16 protein-coding genes are annotated in these 16,243 nt (G+C 68.5%); 7 read left to right on the top strand and 9 right to left on the bottom strand.

Going from position 1 to position 16,243, the window contains the following annotated elements; translation table 11 throughout:
• Positions 1-2: 2 nt before the first annotated feature.
• On the top strand, positions 3-764 hold the full coding sequence (locus E3O62_RS02990) for a glycosyltransferase family A protein (RefSeq protein ID WP_166786403.1): 762 nt from the start codon (positions 3-5) through the stop codon (positions 762-764).
• Between the two features lie 42 nt (positions 765-806).
• Here the strand turns inward: E3O62_RS02990 and E3O62_RS02985 are convergent, their stop codons facing one another.
• The 3 genes from E3O62_RS02985 to E3O62_RS02980 form a co-directional block, all read right to left on the bottom strand.
• Complete coding sequence (locus tag E3O62_RS02985) at positions 807-1,367, bottom strand: alpha/beta fold hydrolase (RefSeq protein WP_241973278.1); 561 nt, start codon at positions 1,365-1,367, stop codon at positions 807-809.
• A 9-nt stretch (positions 1,368-1,376) separates the two neighbouring features.
• Entirely contained in the window at positions 1,377-1,745 is a 369-nt protein-coding gene (locus tag E3O62_RS16985) for a hypothetical protein (RefSeq protein ID WP_241973277.1), read from the bottom strand.
• A 221-nt stretch (positions 1,746-1,966) separates the two neighbouring features.
• Positions 1,967-3,514 carry an amino acid permease gene (locus E3O62_RS02980; RefSeq protein WP_104101074.1) on the bottom strand — a complete coding sequence of 516 codons (1,548 nt, stop codon included), beginning with the start codon at positions 3,512-3,514 and terminating at the stop codon, positions 1,967-1,969.
• Positions 3,515-3,733: 219 nt separating this feature from the next.
• Here E3O62_RS02980 and E3O62_RS02975 point away from each other — a divergent pair, with 219 nt between their 5' ends.
• From E3O62_RS02975 to E3O62_RS02955, 5 genes are all read left to right on the top strand, one after another.
• On the top strand, positions 3,734-5,101 hold the full coding sequence (locus tag E3O62_RS02975) for a glutamine synthetase family protein (protein WP_134394752.1): 1,368 nt from the start codon (positions 3,734-3,736) through the stop codon (positions 5,099-5,101).
• The gene (locus E3O62_RS02970; RefSeq protein ID WP_241973276.1) at positions 5,088-5,891 is read left to right on the top strand and encodes a gamma-glutamyl-gamma-aminobutyrate hydrolase family protein; all 804 of its coding nucleotides are present in this window, start codon (positions 5,088-5,090) and stop codon (positions 5,889-5,891) included. The genes E3O62_RS02975 and E3O62_RS02970 overlap by 14 nt, the downstream gene beginning before the upstream one ends.
• The gene (locus tag E3O62_RS02965) at positions 5,888-7,249 is read left to right on the top strand and encodes an aldehyde dehydrogenase (RefSeq protein WP_134397491.1); all 1,362 of its coding nucleotides are present in this window, start codon (positions 5,888-5,890) and stop codon (positions 7,247-7,249) included. Before E3O62_RS02970 ends, E3O62_RS02965 begins: the two co-directional genes overlap by 4 nt.
• Before the next feature lie 35 nt (positions 7,250-7,284).
• Positions 7,285-8,076, top strand: a complete 792-nt coding sequence (locus E3O62_RS02960; RefSeq protein WP_166784656.1) for a 3-oxoacyl-ACP reductase — start codon at positions 7,285-7,287, stop codon at positions 8,074-8,076.
• Between the two features lie 67 nt (positions 8,077-8,143).
• Positions 8,144-8,890 (top strand): FadR/GntR family transcriptional regulator, encoded by a 747-nt coding sequence (locus E3O62_RS02955; protein WP_134397525.1) that lies wholly within the window; start codon positions 8,144-8,146, stop codon positions 8,888-8,890.
• Between the two features lie 28 nt (positions 8,891-8,918).
• On the opposite strand, the gene E3O62_RS02950 is transcribed toward E3O62_RS02955, so the two are convergent.
• From E3O62_RS02950 to E3O62_RS02940, 3 genes are all read right to left on the bottom strand, one after another.
• Positions 8,919-9,224: a hypothetical protein gene (locus tag E3O62_RS02950; RefSeq protein WP_233194207.1), complete on the bottom strand. Its 306-nt coding sequence runs from the start codon at positions 9,222-9,224 to the stop codon at positions 8,919-8,921.
• A gap of 118 nt (positions 9,225-9,342) precedes the next feature.
• A complete protein-coding gene (locus E3O62_RS02945) occupies positions 9,343-10,848 on the bottom strand; it encodes an NCS2 family permease (RefSeq protein WP_134397490.1) in 1,506 nt (501 codons plus the stop codon).
• A 138-nt stretch (positions 10,849-10,986) separates the two neighbouring features.
• Positions 10,987-12,558, bottom strand: coding sequence for a carboxylesterase/lipase family protein (locus E3O62_RS02940; protein ID WP_134394755.1), 1,572 nt, complete (start codon positions 12,556-12,558; stop codon positions 10,987-10,989).
• Between the two features lie 60 nt (positions 12,559-12,618).
• Between E3O62_RS02940 and E3O62_RS02935 the strand changes: the two genes are divergently transcribed.
• Entirely contained in the window at positions 12,619-13,899 is a 1,281-nt protein-coding gene (locus E3O62_RS02935) for a uracil-xanthine permease family protein (protein WP_134394756.1), read from the top strand.
• Between the two features lie 246 nt (positions 13,900-14,145).
• On the opposite strand, the gene E3O62_RS02930 is transcribed toward E3O62_RS02935, so the two are convergent.
• The 3 genes from E3O62_RS02930 to E3O62_RS02920 all read right to left on the bottom strand — a co-directional run bounded on the left by E3O62_RS02930 (position 14,146) and on the right by E3O62_RS02920 (position 16,237).
• Positions 14,146-14,475 carry a peptidase gene (locus E3O62_RS02930; protein ID WP_134394757.1) on the bottom strand — a complete coding sequence of 110 codons (330 nt, stop codon included), beginning with the start codon at positions 14,473-14,475 and terminating at the stop codon, positions 14,146-14,148.
• Positions 14,472-15,674 (bottom strand): inorganic phosphate transporter, encoded by a 1,203-nt coding sequence (locus E3O62_RS02925; RefSeq protein WP_134394758.1) that lies wholly within the window; start codon positions 15,672-15,674, stop codon positions 14,472-14,474. The genes E3O62_RS02930 and E3O62_RS02925 overlap by 4 nt, the downstream gene beginning before the upstream one ends.
• Positions 15,675-15,763: 89 nt before the next feature.
• Positions 15,764-16,237: an 8-oxo-dGTP diphosphatase gene (locus E3O62_RS02920; RefSeq protein WP_134397489.1), complete on the bottom strand. Its 474-nt coding sequence runs from the start codon at positions 16,235-16,237 to the stop codon at positions 15,764-15,766.
• Between the last annotated feature and the right edge of the window lie 6 nt (positions 16,238-16,243).

Genomic DNA, 16,243 nt, shown 5'->3' with positions numbered 1-16,243 from the left:
CGATGATGACGATCTCGGTCGTGATCCCCTGCTACAACGACGCCGCCTTTCTCCAAGCCTGCCTCGCGGCTCTGGCCCGGCAGCAGCGGGTGCCCGACGAGGTGATCGTCGTCGACAACGCGAGCACGGATGCTTCGGCAGAGGTCGCTCTCTCCGGGGGTGCGCGGGTCGTGCGGGCGACCCAGCGGGGCATCTGGCCGGCGGCTGCGGCCGGCTACGACGCGGCATCCGGTGACGTGATCGCCCGACTCGACGCCGACTCCGTGCCGCCGGCCGACTGGCTGGCGCGGATCGAGTCCGCGCTGGCGGAGTCCCCCGGGAGCGACATGGTCACCGGCCCCGGCGATTTCTACGGCTGCAGCCCCCTCGTGGCCTGGTTGGGCGGGACCTTCTACATCGGCGGTTATTTCTTCTGGATGCCGTTCTGGTTGGGGCACCGCCCGGTCTTCGGCTCGAATTTCGCCATGCACCGGGCGGTCTGGCTGGAGGCCCGCCTCCGGGTGCACCGCGACCGCGACGACATCCACGACGACCTCGACCTGAGTATGAACCTGAGCCCCGCGGTGCGCGTGCGCTACGACCCGACCCTGCGGGTGGCCATCTCCGGCCGGCCCTTCGATTCCTGGAGCGCCATCGCCCGCCGGGCGCGGTGGGGCGGGCGCACCCTGCTGCAGGGCTGGCCGGAGAACAACCCGTGGCGCCGGCATGCCGCCCGGTACGCGGTGCGGCGGCGCCGGGCCGGGCGTCCCACGATCGGGTGCTGACCTGTCTCGCGGAGGCGTCGGATCAGCCCGGCGGTCTCCGGTTCAGCCGGCCGCGCGGTAAAGCGCGGGCATATCGCGCGCCAGCTGGTTCGGGGTGGTCTCGCACGGGCTGTGGCCGGTGCGGTACACCCGGATTTCGGCCCCAATCTGACGGGCGAACTCCCGGTGGAGTGCCGTGGGCCAGACGTCTCGGTCGCCGACTGCAACGAGACACGGGATCGGCGCGCGCCGAAGCAGGGCACGTTGGTCGGGCATCCGTTTCATCAGCCCGACGATCTCGTCGACGCTGTGCCGGTTCGTGACGCCGAACCGGCGCCGCACGAAAGCGAGTCGGCCCAGGGGCACCCGGTTCACGTTGGAGACGATGGCCCAGATGGTCAGTCCCGCGATCTGCCTCGGCGGGAGCACCCGGCTCAGCGGGCCAATCCAGCGCACCCGCCGGAACGCCTGGCCGGGCTGTGGCGGCACACCCAGCAGCACCAGGCTCGCGAACAGCTCGGGGCGTTCGGCGAGGGCCAGCTCGGCGACGATCCCAGCGAACGAGTAGCCGAGCACGTGCACCGGGGTGGACCCTGCGTCGAGGAACGCGATCAGATCGGCCACGAACAGGGCCTAGTCCCAGGGCTCGGTGCCGCCGGGCCCTGCCGCGCACGACTCGTAGTTCCCGGCCAGGTCGTGGCTCTGCACGAAGTAGCCGGCGTCGGCCAGCAGCGGGGCCAACAGCACGCAGTCTTCCTTGGAGCCGGTCGCGCCGGGCAGCAGCACGATTCTCGGAGCGGCCGGGTCGCCCAGCTCGAAGGCGGCGATGTTCCCGCTCGGCACCGGGAACCAGAAGGCGCGGCTGCCTGCGGGCAGCACCGTCCAGTCCCGGTCGGGGAGGGTGTGGTCGCGCAGCACCATCACATCGGCCGGGTTCCCTGCCGGCCGAGCGGCCGGCGCGGAACCCGGTCGGCCGCGGGAACGCCGCTCCCAGACGCACATGGCGTCACAGTAACGCTCCCGCCCCGCAGCCCGAGCGAATTCGACGGAGATTTCGCCGAAAACGGACCTCACCACGGCGAACTGAGCGTTTTCCTCGAGAATCTCCGTCGAATTGGTTCAACACCGGCCGGTCGCTCGGCCGGTGCTGAACAGCGTCCACGCGGGTGCGTCAGCTCTGACCGGCGGAGGGCGACCCAACCAAGCGATCGAAAATCGCTCGGCTACGGTGCGCGCTGGTCGTCCCGGCCGTCGAGAGCGAGCAGTTGCTCCTCCACGGCGCCGCCGTAGCCCTCCTTCTGCGGGTCGCCGTGCAGGCCGCCGGACACCGCGTATTCTTCCTCCGGGGAGAGCACGAGGCGCTTGCGCCCGTAGAGCGCGAAGATCAGCAGCATGACCACGTAGACCACGGCGATGGCCGCGATCGCCGGGCGGGCCGGCTCGTTGATGAAAAACCCGAAGAAGATCGCCAGCGAGAGGATGCCCGCGATCACCGCACCGGGTACGCCCCACGGGCTGCGGTAGGGCCGGTTCGCGTTCGGGTACTTTCGGCGCAACACGACGAACGAGATCATCTGCAGGATGTAGGCGATCACGGCTCCCCATACGGCGATGTTGAGCACAATCGCCCCGGCCACGCCGCCGGCGCCGCCGAGCGAGTCGACGAGGATCAGGGCCACGAAGCCGATCAGGGCCCCCACCAGCAGCGCCACAGCCGGAGTCTGGCGGCGGCCGGTCAGGGAGAGGAATTTCGGGTAATAGCCGGCCCGCGACAGGGAGTACATGTTGCGCCCGTACGCGAACATGATTCCCTGCAGGGAGGCCAGCAGCCCGACCAGGGCGAACAGGGCCAGCACAGCGGCCGCCTCGTCGCCGACCATCGCCCGAAAGCCGTCGAGCAGAGGCTCCCCGGCGGTGGCGATGTTCGAGGCCCCGACTATCCCGGTGTTGAGCACCAGCACCAGGAGCCCGGTCACGATCAGGGTCGTGCGGGCGATCAGACCCGCTCGCGGGATGTCCCGCACCGGGTCGTGAGATTCCTCCGCGGCCAGCGGCAGCTCCTCAATTCCGAGGAAGAACCACATGGCGTAGGGCAGGGCGAACAGGATCGGCACCACGCCGAAGGGCAGGAACTCGGACTGGCCGGCCTCCGGGGCGATATCGAAGAGGTTGTCCACACTGAAGAGCCCGGAGAAGGCCGCCATGGCCGAGAACACCAGCAGGATGCCGATGGAGATGATCGAGACCACGATCGCGAATTTGAATGAGATCGCGGCGCCGGCCGAGTTCAGGCCGATGAATACGGCGTAGAGGATGGCCCACCATGCCCAGGCGGGCAGTGAGACTCCGAGCAGTTCACTCGTGATGCCGTCGGCGTAGGACGCCGAGAAGTACACGATCACCGCGGTGGTCGCGACATACTCGATGGTCTCGGCCAGGCCGGTGACGAAACCGCCCCAGGGCCCGAGCGCCGCCCGGGCGAACGAATAGGCGCCGCCCGTGTGCGGCATGGCCGACGCCATCTCCCCGATCGCGAAGATCATGCCGTAGTACATGACGATCAAGAGGGCGAAGGCGATCAGCATTCCGCCGAACCCGGCGAAATCGATGCCGAAATTCCAGCCCGAGAAATCGCCGGAGATGACCGCGGCGACGGCGAGGCCCCACAGCCCCCAGATCCCGGCGCTGCGGCGGAGCTTGCGTTTCTCGAAGTACCCTGCCTCTGCCGTCGTGTAGGTCACGCCCGAGACGTTCAAGGTGTCTTTGGACATCCTGGATTCCTTTGCGCTCTGGTTGCACACCTCAGCGAACGAGCGGCAACTCCGGGAGTTTACGTTGGCATGACTATAGGGCTCCAATGGTGGCTTGTACATACCTTTACGTCCCGATTACTGAGTCGAGCGGAACAAAAATTGGCCGTTACACCGCGCTCGATCTGTGGTCTAATGGTCGAATGTTCACCCTTTGACCGGCTCGATGAGGAGAAGTTGATGACACCCCGCTCCGGAAATCTCTCGCTCGAGGACCTCACCTCCCTGGTTCGCGGCGGCGACATCGACACGGTCGTCGTCGCATTCACCGATATGCAGGGGCGACTGGTGGGCAAGCGGGTCTCCGCGCGGCTCTTCCTGGAAGACGTGGCCGGCCACGGCGCGGAGTGCTGCAACTATCTGCTGGCCGTCGACGTGGAGATGAACACGGTGGACGGCTATGAGATGTCGAGCTGGCGACGCGGCTACGGCGACATGGCCATGATCCCCGACCTTGCCACGCTGCGACGCGCGCCCTGGCTGCCCGGGGCCGCCCTCGTCACCGCGGACCTGCAGTGGCTCGACAAGACACCCGTCGTGGCGTCGCCGCGCCAGATCCTGAAAACCCAGCTGGCCCGGCTGGCCGACCGCGGGCTGGTGCCCTATGTCGGCACCGAGCTGGAGTTCATCGTCTTCGACGACGGCTATCGGGAGGCGTGGAAGAAGGGCTACCGCGACCTGACCCCCGCCAGCGACTACAACATCGACTATGCGCTGCTCGCCTCCACCCGGATGGAACCGTTACTGCGGGACATCCGTAACGCCATGGACGGCGCCGGAATGTACTGCGAGGGCGTCAAGGGCGAGTGCAACCTGGGCCAGCAGGAGATCGCGTTCCGCTACACCGACGCCCTGGCCACCTGCGACAACCACTCCATCTACAAGAACGGCGCCAAGGAGATCGCGGATGCCCACGGCAAGAGCCTGACCTTCATGGCCAAGTTCAACGAGCGGGAGGGCAACAGCTGCCACATCCATATCAGCCTGCGCGACACCGACGGATCCGCGGTCTTCGCCGACAAGGACGCCGATTACGGTATGTCGACGCTGTTCCGTCACTTCCTCGCCGGCCAGCTCGCGGTGATGCGCGAGCTGACCCTGTTCTCGGCGCCGAACATCAACTCCTATAAGCGCTATGTCAGCGGCAGTTTCGCGCCGACAGCGATCGCCTGGGGGCTCGATAACCGCACGTGCGCCCTGCGCGTGGTGGGGGCCGGCCTCGGCCTGCGGGTGGAGAACCGAGTGCCCGGCGGCGACGTGAACCAGTACCTGGCCGTGGCCGCGCTGATCGCGGCCGGCCTCTACGGCATCGAGAACGAACTCGAACTGGACGATGTCTTCGTCGGCAACGCCTACGAGAGCGGCGCCGAGCGGGTTCCGGCCTCGCTGCGGGAGGCCACCGCGCTGTTCGCGACATCCACGGTCGCCCGGGAGGCGTTCGGCGACGAGGTCGTCGATCACTACCTCAACAACGCGCGGATCGAGCTGGAAGCCTATGACGCGGCGGTGACCGACTGGGAGCGGGTGCGCGGCTTTGAGCGCCTCTGACCCCGGAACCTCACCGCGCCCCGGTGCCGACCTGCGCCCCGTGATCGGCCTGACCACCTATCTCGAGCAGTCCCAGACCGGTGTCTGGGACGTGCCGGCCGCCTTCCTGCCCCAGGCCTATTTCGACTCGGTCATCCGCGCGGGCGGCATCGCCGTGCTGCTGCCGCCGCAGCCCGTGGACGCGGCCATTGCCGACCGGGTGCTCGACGGCCTCGACGGCCTGGTCATCACCGGCGGCAAGGACGTCGATCCCGCGCGTTACGGTCAGGCCGCCCACACGAAAACCGACGAGCCTCGGCGGGACCGCGACGCCTGGGAGCATGAGCTGATCCACCGGGCCATCGACCGGGAGCTGCCGCTGCTCGGCATCTGCCGCGGCGCCCAGATGCTCAACATCGCACAGGGCGGCACCCTGCACCAGCACCTGCCCGACGTCGTGGGCCACGGCGGTTACCAGGCCGGCGGCGGCGTCTTCACGATCGTGGACGTGCACGTGGAACCCGAGTCGCGGCTGCACGGGCTGCTCGACGCCCTGGACGTGCCGCTTCCCGTTCCCGTCTACCACCACCAGTCCATCGACCGGATCGGCGCCGGACTCACCGTGTCCGCACGCACTCACGACGGGGTCGTGCAGGCCGTGGAACTCACCGACGTCCCGTTCGGGCTGGCCGTGCAGTGGCATCCAGAACAGCACGACGACCTACGTCTCTTCGCGGGCCTGGTCGACGCGGCCGCCCGCTACCGGGCGACCCATGACCACGACCACGACCAGGAAAGGGCCTCCCTGTGAGCAGCTACACCGTGATCAACCCGGCCGACGAGACCACAGTATCCGTGGTCGAACACCTCGACACGGATGCGACCGATGAGGCCGTCTCCCGGGCGGTGGCCGCGCAGCGGCTCTGGTCCCGGGTGGCGCCGGCCGACAAGGCTGCCGTTCTGCGCCGCTTCGCGGAGGCCGTGGACGGGGACCGGGAGAACCTGGCCCGCATCGAGACGGCCAACTCGGGGCATCCGATCATGCAGGCGCGCTGGGAGGCCGGCCATGTGCGCGACGTGTTGACCTACTACTCGGCCGCCCCCGAGCGACTCTTCGGGCGGCAGATCCCGGTATCCGGCGGTCTCGACGTGACCTTCCAGGAACCGCTGGGTGTGGTCGGCATCATCACCCCGTGGAACTTCCCGATGACGATCGCGGCCTGGGGTTTCGCTCCCGCCCTAGCGGCTGGCAACGCGGTGTTGCTGAAACCGGCGGAGTGGACGCCACTCTCCAGCATCCAACTGGGCGTACTCGCCCGGGAGGCCGGCCTGCCCGAGGGGCTGTTCCAGGTGCTGCCCGGCCGCGGATCGGTGGTCGGCGAGCGGTTCGTGACGCACCCCCAGGTGCGGAAGGTCGTCTTCACCGGGTCGACGGATGTCGGCAAGCGGATCATGGCCGGCTGCGCCGCCCAGGTCAAACGGGTCACCCTGGAACTCGGCGGCAAGAGCGCCAACATCGTGTTCGCCGACTCCAACCTGGAGAAGGCCGCCGCCACCGCACCCTCCGGGGTGTTCGAGAACGCCGGTCAGGACTGCTGCGCCCGCAGCCGCATCCTGGTGGAGCGGAGCGTCTACGACCGGTTTCTCGAGCTGCTCGAGCCGGCCGTCGCCGGTGTGCGGGTGGGCGATCCCGCCGACGAGAGCACCGAGATGGGCCCGCTCGTCTCGGCCGCGCACCACGCCGCGGTCTCGGCCTATGTGCCGGAGGGCTCCCCCGTGGCCTTTCGGGGCAGCGCTCCGACCGGACCGGGTTTCTGGTTCCCGCCGACCGTGCTCACCCCGGACTCCCGCACGGACCGCTCTGTCACCGACGAGATCTTCGGACCCGTCGTCACCGTGCTGCCGTTCGACGGTGAGGACGACGCCGTGAACCTCGCCAACGACACCGACTACGGCCTCTCCGGATCGATCTGGACCCGCGACGTGGGCCGGGCGATCCGAGTGGCGCGGGCCGTGGAATCCGGCAATCTGTCCGTCAACTCGCACTCCTCCGTGCGCTACTCGACTCCGTTCGGCGGCTTCAAGCAGTCGGGCCTTGGCCGGGAACTGGGCCCGGACGCCCCATTGTCATTCACCGAGACCAAGAACGTCTTCATCGCAGTCGACTAGACGCCACACCCCCCGACGAACCCCAAGGAGCCAGCATGAGCACCCTCACCCCCATCGACCTCACCCAGCGGCTCGCGGGCCGGGTCGCCGTGATCACCGGCGGCGCCAGCGGCATCGGCCTGGCCACGGCGAAACGGTTCGCCGCGGAAGGAGCAACGGTCGTGATCGGCGACCTCGACGAAGCGGCGGGACTCGCGGCCGCCGACCAGCTCGATTGCCTCTACGTCAAGGTTGATGTCACCGACGAGGACGAGGTCAACGCCCTCTTCGACACCGCCTATCTCACCTACGGCTCCGTCGACATCGCGTTCAACAATGCCGGGATCTCCCCGCCCGACGACGATTCGATCGAGACGACCGAGCTGCCGGCCTGGCAACGGGTGCAGGACGTCAACCTGAAGTCGGTGTACCTGTGCTGCCGGTCCGCCCTGCGCTACATGGTGAAGCAGGGCCGCGGGTCGATCATCAACACGGCCTCGTTCGTGGCCGTGCTCGGCTCCGCGACCAGTCAGATCTCCTACACCGCCTCGAAAGGCGGCGTGCTCGCTCTCAGCCGCGAGCTGGGCGTGCAGTTCGCGCGCCAGGGCATCCGGGTCAACGCACTGTGCCCCGGCCCGGTGAACACCCCGCTCCTGCAAGAGCTATTCGCGAAGGACCCGGAGCGCGCGGCCCGGCGGCTGGTGCACATCCCAGTCGGCCGGTTCGCGGAACCCGAGGAGCTCGCGGCCGCTGTCGCGTTCCTGGCCAGCGATGACTCCTCGTTCATCACGGGCTCCACGTTCCTGGTCGACGGCGGCATCAGCTCGGCCTACGTGACGCCGATGTAGCGGTGCGGGAGGGTGCGGAAACCGTGATGGACTGGAAGTCCGACCAGGAGCCAGGACCAGAACAGTGATCGACGACGAACAGCCCGGGCTCGACAGTGGCCTGCTGCTGCGCCCCGTGCACAGTGGCAACGCCTTCGAGGAAACCGTGCAGCGGCTGCTGCAGACCGTGCGGCTGGGGCTGATCGCGCCCGGCGCACGACTGCCGGCCGAACGTGAACTTGCCGCCATGCTCGCCGTGAGTCGGGACACGCTGCGGGATGCGATCGCGTCCCTGGCCGAGGCCGGCTATCTGGTCTCCCGACGCGGCCGCTACGGCGGCACCTTCGTCAACGATTCGTTGCCCCAGCAGACGCCCGGCCGAGGCCACGAGCGTGGACTACCGGCGCGCCGGGACATCTCCGTGGCAGAGATCGAGGACGCGCTCGCGCTCCGGGAAATCCTGGAGGAGGGCGCCGCCCGGCATGCCGCCGCGCGCACTCTGTCGCCCGGCGAACGGGAAGTGCTGTGGAACAGCCTTGCCGACTCGATCGGCGCCACCGGCGAGGACTACCGCCGGCTGGACTCCAGGCTGCACCTCACCATCGGCGAGCTGGCCGGCTCACCGTCGCTCGTGCCGCTGCTGGCTGAAGTGCGGATGCGGGTCAACGAACTGCTCGACAACATCCCGTCACTCGGCCCGAACATCGCACACTCGGACCGGCAGCACGAGCAGATCGTGACCGCGATCCTGACCGGTCGGCCCGACGCCGCCGCGCAGGCGATGGCCGAGCACCTGGCCGGCACCGCCCTGCTCCTGCGCGGCTTCCTGGAGTAGCGCGAGGCCACGCCGGGCCAGATCGAGGTCAGATCAAGAACGCGAACGGCAGCGCCAGCAGGCCGAGGGCCAGCGCCAGCAGCACGAGCAGCAGCGAGCCGGCCAGCAGCACGGCGTTGAGCACGATGCCCCAGATCGCCAGGGTGCGCGCCTGCGGTTCCCGTCCAAGGGCGAGGATGCCGACGACCAGGCCGGCAATGGGCACGAGAAAGGTCCAGCCGGCGACGATCGACACGAGGCCGAGCACGAGGCTCGACACGGCCAGGGTGCTGCTCCGCGGGGGTACGGGCTCGGCAGTGTAGACCGTGGCCTGGTCGGGAGCGATGGTTGACATGGGTGGTTCTCCGTTTCGATGGGGAGCGACGGATGCCGCTCTCCCCACGACACTACGGAGCATCCGTTCTGGCACCCATGGGGTTAGCCCCCGAATCGGGCCGGGGGCGGTCACGCGCTCACGCGCCGAACAGAACCTCGATCGGGCCGCGCACGAAGAAGACCAGGAAGCCGGCCGCGACCACCCAGAGCAACGGGCTGATCTCGCGCGCCTTCCCCGAGAACGAACGCACCAGCACCCAGGTGATGAAGCCGGCCCCGATTCCGTTGGCGATCGAGTAGGTCAGCGGCATCACGATGATCGTGAGGAACACCGGTAGCACGATGGAGAACTCCGTGAAGTCGATGAACCGGATCTGGGACACCATCATCGCGCCGACGATCACGAGGGCGGCCGCGGCCGCCTCGAGCGGCACGATCTGGGTGAGCGGGGTGAAGAACATGGCCGCGAGGAACAGCAGTCCCGTGACGATGTTGGCCAGTCCCGTGCGAGCACCCTCGCCGATGCCGGCACCGGACTCGATGAACACCGTGTTCGATGAGGCAGAGGTGGCCCCGCCGACGACGGCGCCGACGCCCTCGACGATCAGGGCGGATTTCAGGCGCGGGAAGTTGCCCTTCGCGTCGGCCAGATCGGCCTCGCTGGCCAGGCCGGTCATGGTGCCCATGGCGTCGAAGAAGTTCGTGAAGACGAGCGTGAAAACGAGCATCGACGCGGCCAGCATGCCGATCCGGTCGAAGGCGCCGAAGCTGACCTGTCCGACGAGGCTCAGGTCGGGCAGCGAGACGATGGAGGTCGGCAGTACCGGCGCGTTCAGGTTCCAACCGTCGGGGTTCTGCCCGAATGACGGCCCGACCTTGAAAATCGCCTCGAGGACCACCGCGATCAGCGTGGTGGCGACGATTCCGATCAGGAGGGCCGCCTTCACCTTTCGGGCGACCAGAATGCCGAGAATGATCAGGCCGAGCACGAACACGGCGGTCGGCAGGCTCACGACGGAGCCGTTGTCGCCGAGCTGCACGGGCGGCGACGCGGCGCCGCTCGCGCGAACGAAGCCGGAGTCGACCAGGCCGATGAAGGCGATGAACAGGCCGATGCCGACCGTGATGGCGATCTTCAACTGGCGCGGCACGGCGTTGAAAATGAGCTCGCGTAGGCCGGTGGAGGCGAGCAGCACGATGATGAGCCCGTTGATGACCACGAGGCCCATGGCCTCCGGCCAGGTCACCTGGCCGACGACGCTCACGGCCAGGAAGGAGTTGATGCCCAGGCCAGCGGCGAAACCGAATGGAAGCCGGGCGACCGCGCCGAACAGGATGGTCATGACGCCGGCGGTGAGGGCGGTGACCGCGGCAACCTGGCCGTTGGGCAGCCATCCGCCGGCCACGTCGACCGCGGCCTGGTCGGCGCTGAAGCCGCCGAGGATGAGCGGGTTGAGGATCACGATGTAGGCCATCGTGACGAACGTCACCAGACCGCCGCGGACCTCCCGGCCGTAGGTGGAGCCGCGCCGGGTGATTTCGAAGTACCGATCGATCCGGGCTTTGACCCCTGGGTTCGTGCCCGCCGGGGTGTCCGGCTTCGGGGCAGGCGTGGATGACGTGTGGGTCTCTGTTTCAGAAATGGGGTGCTCCTGGTGTCCGACTCAGCTGATTCTCAGTTCCTCAGTTTACGGCCCCGGAGCGCGCGCCGATTCCGCGGGGCTGCGCGGGGACGGCCGGCGGAGGCAACCGGCGGGCTGCCGGGCTGTGGCACGCCGGGCTCAGATGTGCGGCACGAAGGCGTCCCAGGCCCGGCGGCGGTCCCCACGCGGGTCGGACTCGACACGGTCGACGGCGTCGATGACCAGGGTCAGGCGCTCGGCCTCGTCGTAGAGCGGCCAGGCCGCATCCGGCACCCCGGAGGCGGCGAAACTGAGCCACCAACCCTGCATCCGGACACCGATCCTCTGGAAGTCGCGGCGACCGCCGAGCGCGGTCATGCCGCGGCCGAACCAGCCGTCGAGCCGGTCGAACAGCGGGAACAGCTCGAGGCCGTGCGTGGCGTCGAGCCCCATCAAGCGCACCAGGCGCGGCGCGGCATCGAAGCGGTAGAAGCGCACCGGGGCATACCGGGAGTGCCGTTCGCCCACGCGCACGCTCGGGTACCAGAACGAAAAATCACCACCGAAATCGAGTGCGGGCCGCAGCGCGGGTATCCCGGGGTACTGCGCCCGCAGGCGCGTTCGAGCTTTCTTTTTGGTGTTCGCGAACACGGCGCGGATGCGCCCGGGCGTCGTGGCGAGGATGTCGATGCGCCCGCTGAACAGCGACCCTTCCCGCGAGTTGGTGCCGATGATCAGCGGAATCCGGTGGGCGCGGCCGTCGCGGAAGGCGTCGAGAGGTCGTTCGGGCAGGAAGTCGCCGTCGATCACAGGCGAGAGCGGGATCGTCCCGGGGTACCGGTCCGGGGCGCGCCGGGTCAGGTCGCTCGTGGCCTCGGCCAGATGTGCCGGGTCGGCCTGCAGAAGCAGGGCAGCGGCATCCGCCGCCGTGTTGGTCGAGTTCGTCGGGTCGGCCTGCCCGGTGCGCCGGGCGAGGAGCCGCACGAAGTCCGCTGCCCACTCGGTGGTGACATCGGGGGCATAGACGGCGTTCGGCGGGGCGCTCTGCGCTATCGCGCGCTGGAAGAGTCCGGTGGCGGCCGGGACGGTCATCAGGGTGGTCACGGCGTTGCCTCCGGCCGATTCGCCGAAGAGTGTGACGGCATCCGGGTTGCCGCCGAACGCGCGGATGTTGCGCCGCACCCAGCCGAGCGCAGCCACCTGGTCGCGCAGCCCGAGGTTGCTCTCGAACGCATGCTCCGCGGTCGAGTACCGGCTGAAGTCGAGGTAGCCGAGCGCCCCCAGCCGGTAGTTGAAGCTGACGTAGACGATGCCGCCGCGCCGCACGAGCCCCTCACCCTGCCGGGGCACCTCCCGCGAGGACCCGACACTGTAGGCGCCGCCGTGGATGAAGACCATGACGGGCCGCAGCATCCGCGGGTCGACCGGTTCGTCGGGAGCGATCACGTTGAGGTTGAGGCAGTCCTCACCCTGCGGGATCGTCGGTTTCGCGCCGATGAACTGGCCGCGGTGGCTCTGAGTGGCGACCGGGCCGAAAGTGCTTGCATCCCGTTCGCCCGGCCAAGGCGCGGCCGGCTGCGGGGCACGGAATCGGAGCTCGTCCACGGGGGCGGCCGCGTAAGGAATCCCGCGCCACTGGCGCACCCCGCGCACCCGGATTCCGTGCAGCAAGCCGGTCTCAATCCGCACCGAGAGTGGCTCTGCTTGGGCAGGCTGAACGGATGGTCTCACCGTCCGATCTTAATTGTTCACTACCATCGGGATTACGTACGACACGGAAACGAGATACACATGGCTCTGCCCTGGACCCTGCACGGTGACGGAAAAACGGTCGGAGCCACGGATGTCGTCGGCCCCGGCGAGCGCCTGAACTGGCCGCTGACCATCGGGATCGGCACCCAGCACGTCGTCGCCATGTTCGGTGCCACCTTCCTGGTACCGCTGCTCACGGGATTCCCGCCCAGCACGACGCTGCTCTTCTCGGGCATCGGCACCCTGCTTTTCCTGGTCATCACGCGCAACAAGCTGCCCAGCTACCTCGGCTCCTCGTTCGCGTTCATCGCGCCGATCACCGCCGCGACCGCGAGCGCGGGCATGGGCAGCGCCCTGTTCGGCATCATCATCGTCGGCCTACTCCTGGCCCTGATCGGTTTGATCGTGCAGCTCACCGGCACCGGCTGGATCGACGCTTTGATGCCACCCGTCGTCTCCGGGGCCATCGTCGCCCTGATCGGCCTCAACCTTGCACCCGTCGCCAAGTCGAACTTCGAGCTGGCCCCGCTCACCGCGATGATCACCCTGCTTGCCGTGATCCTCTCGACCGTGGTGTTCCGCGGCATCCTGGGCCGGCTGTCCATCTTCATCGGCGTGATCGTGGGCTATGTGGCTGCCGTGGTGGCCGGCGAGGTCGACTTCAGCGAGGTGGGCGGGGCGGCCTGGATCGGCCTGCCCCCGTTCACCGCGGCGATGAACCCGTTCGCGGATCCGTCCGCCGCTCTGGGCGTGCTGCCGGCTTTCCTACCGGTCGTGCTCGTGCTGGTGGCCGAGAATGTGGGCCACATCAAGGGCGTTGCCCAGATGACGGATGTGAAGGTGAACCGCTTCACGGGTCGCGCCCTGATGGCCGACGGCCTGGCCACGATGCTCGCCGGCTTCAGCGGCGGATCGGGCACCACCACCTACGGCGAGAACATCGGCGTCATGGCGGCCACCCGCATCTACTCCACGGCCGCCTACTGGGTCGCGGGCATCACCGCCGTGCTGCTCGGGCTCTCCCCCAAGATCGGTGCGGTCATCAACACGATCCCGGCGGGCGTGCTCGGCGGTGTCACCACGGCCCTCTACGGCCTGATCGGCATCATCGGCGTGAAGATCTGGCTCGACAACAAGGTCGACTTCAGCAAGCCGGTCAACCAGTTCACCGCGGCCACCGCGCTGATCATCGGCATCGCCGACTACACCTTCTCGGCCGGCACCCTCAGCTTCAACGGCATCGCGCTCGGCACGGTCGCCGCCATTGTGATCTACCACCTGATGACGTGGGTGGCCCGGGTGCGCGGCACCGCACGGTAGCATCCGCAGCCCTCCGCGACGGCGCACGTTCTGGCTCGCAAAGCACGTAGTGGCTCGCGGCGCACGTTCCACCGTGCGCCCCGCTCCACAGGGTGCGCCGCCAACCTGACGGACTGGGTCGCGCAGGCATCCGGCGTTGCGCGCGTGCAGCGCCACCAGCGCAGCGGCGCGGCTACCGCGCGGCGACCGAGAGCGCACGTTACGGCTCGGAACGCTGCGAGGGAAGCGGAACAGGGGCGCTGCCGGTCAGCGGTGCAGGGCCGGCACAATCAGGTAGACACCTGAGAGCACGGCCGCACTGCAGAGCCCGAAACAGGCGTAGGCACCCACCAGGGCGATCTGCTTCTGCAGGGGGCTCAGTGGACCGGCGGCGGCCTTGCGCGCGCGCTTGGCCTCCTTGGCCGCGCGCTTGGGGGTGAGCACGGTGATGGCTCCCGTGAATTCGGCCGGTTCGACCACGGGAACGCGGCCTGCGGTGGTGAGCAACCGCAGGCCAAGCGAATACAGGCTCACCACGACCGCGGACGAGACGAGCGAAGCGAGCGCGACGACCAGGAACGCAGACCAATCGATCACAGCGCGACCTTCTTCCGATCCTTGTGAGAGGCCGTGCGGGCGGCCTTGCGGGGGGTCTTCCGGATCTTCACGACCCGCCCGGCGTCGTCGATGTCATGCAGGTTGTCGTGCGTGACCCGGCTCTGGCGGGACCGGCGAAACAGCACGGCGACGACGAGGGAACCGATCACCAGGTCGAGCACGATGCCCATCGGTCCGATCAGGGCGAGTCCGGCCGCGAAGGCACCCATGATGGCCGCCGCCGGCAGGGTGAGCACCCAGCCGAGCGCGATCTGGCCGGCCATGCCCCAGCGCACGGTCGAGCCGCGGCGGCCCAGACCCGAGCCGATCACCGACCCGGACGCGACCTGCGTGGTGGAGAGCGCGAAGCCGAGTTGGCTGGACGCGAGGATGGTGGCCGCGGTGCTGGTCTCCGCAGCAAAGCCCTGGGCCGGCTTGATGTCGGTGAGGCCGCGACCCATGGTCCGGATGATTCGCCAGCCGCCGGTGTACGTGCCGATCGCGATCGCGATCGCGCAGGTGGTGATGACCCACAGCTGCGGGCCGGTGCCCACGGCCTGCATCCCGCCGGCGATCAGGGTGAGGGTGATGACGCCCATGGTCTTCTGGGCGTCATTGGTGCCGTGTGCGAGGGCAACGAGCGACGAGGAGACGATCTGCGCGTAGCGGAAGCCGCCCCGGCCATCCGCCTTGCCGGAGTCCCGGCGGGTGATGAAGTAGGCGAGCCGGGTGGCGAGGTAGGCGACGATACCCACCGTGAGCGGGGCGATCAGGGCCGGCAGGATGACCTTGGCCAGCACGACGTCGTAGGCGACCGCCTGCGAGCCGACGCCGATGATCGTCGCGCCGATGAGTCCGCCGAACAGGGCGTGGCTCGAGCTGGACGGCAGGCCACGCAGCCAGGTGATGAGGTTCCAGACGATGGCGCCGATCAGGCCCGCGAAGATGATCTCGGGAGTGATCTGAACTCCGGCGTCATCCGTGTTGATAATGCCGCCGGAAATGGTCCTGGCGACCTCAGTGGAGAGGAAAGCCCCGACCAGGTTCAGGATGGCGGCGAGTCCCACCGCGACCTTCGGGCGCATGGCGCCGGTCGCAATGGGGGTTGCCATCGCGTTCGCGGTGTCGTGGAAGCCGTTGGTGAAGTCGAAAATCAGTGCGAGCGCAATCACAAGCGCTACGATCAGGGTGAAATCCACCGGGGTCTTCCTCTGGGTGTACGACAGCCGGGGTTATCTCAAGCTGCACCGCGGTGATAAGCCTGACACTCTTGGGGAAGCAGGTCAATTCAAACCGGGTCGACCACCGTGGCCAAGTCGGGGCCGAAGGTGTAGGTGGCCCGCACCGGAATGCCGGCGAGCACCCCCGGTAGCCAGTGCCGGGCGTCGTCCCACATCTCGTCCACCGGTAGTGCGGCCACGTCGAACCAGACCGGGTTCAGCTCGTCGGACTCGCGCAGGGTACCGCTCCACTGCGTGCAGACGAACACGCTCGATTCCTGGCTCCAGGCCTCCCGGTGCGGAAACAGGTACGTCAGCAGACCCAACGGCGTCAGGGCGGATGCCGCCACGACCAGGCCGGACTCCTCCTCGATCTCCCGCACCATCGCTTCCACGGCGGACTCCCCCGGCTCGAGCTTGCCGCCCAGGCCGACGATGTTGCCCCGACCCAGTCCTTTCTTCTTGCGGCCGAGCAGCACTTGCAGGTCCCCCGATGGAGAACGGCGGGTGAGGTAGCCCACGCAGACCTGGGGAAGAGACATGCACCA

It is taken from the genome of Cryobacterium sp. TMT2-15-1 (genome assembly GCF_004402345.1).
Classification (GTDB): Bacteria; Actinomycetota; Actinomycetes; order Actinomycetales; family Microbacteriaceae; genus Cryobacterium; species Cryobacterium sandaracinum.
Note: the sequence above shows the minus strand (reverse complement) of the source record. Positions and strands in the feature narration are given on the sequence as shown.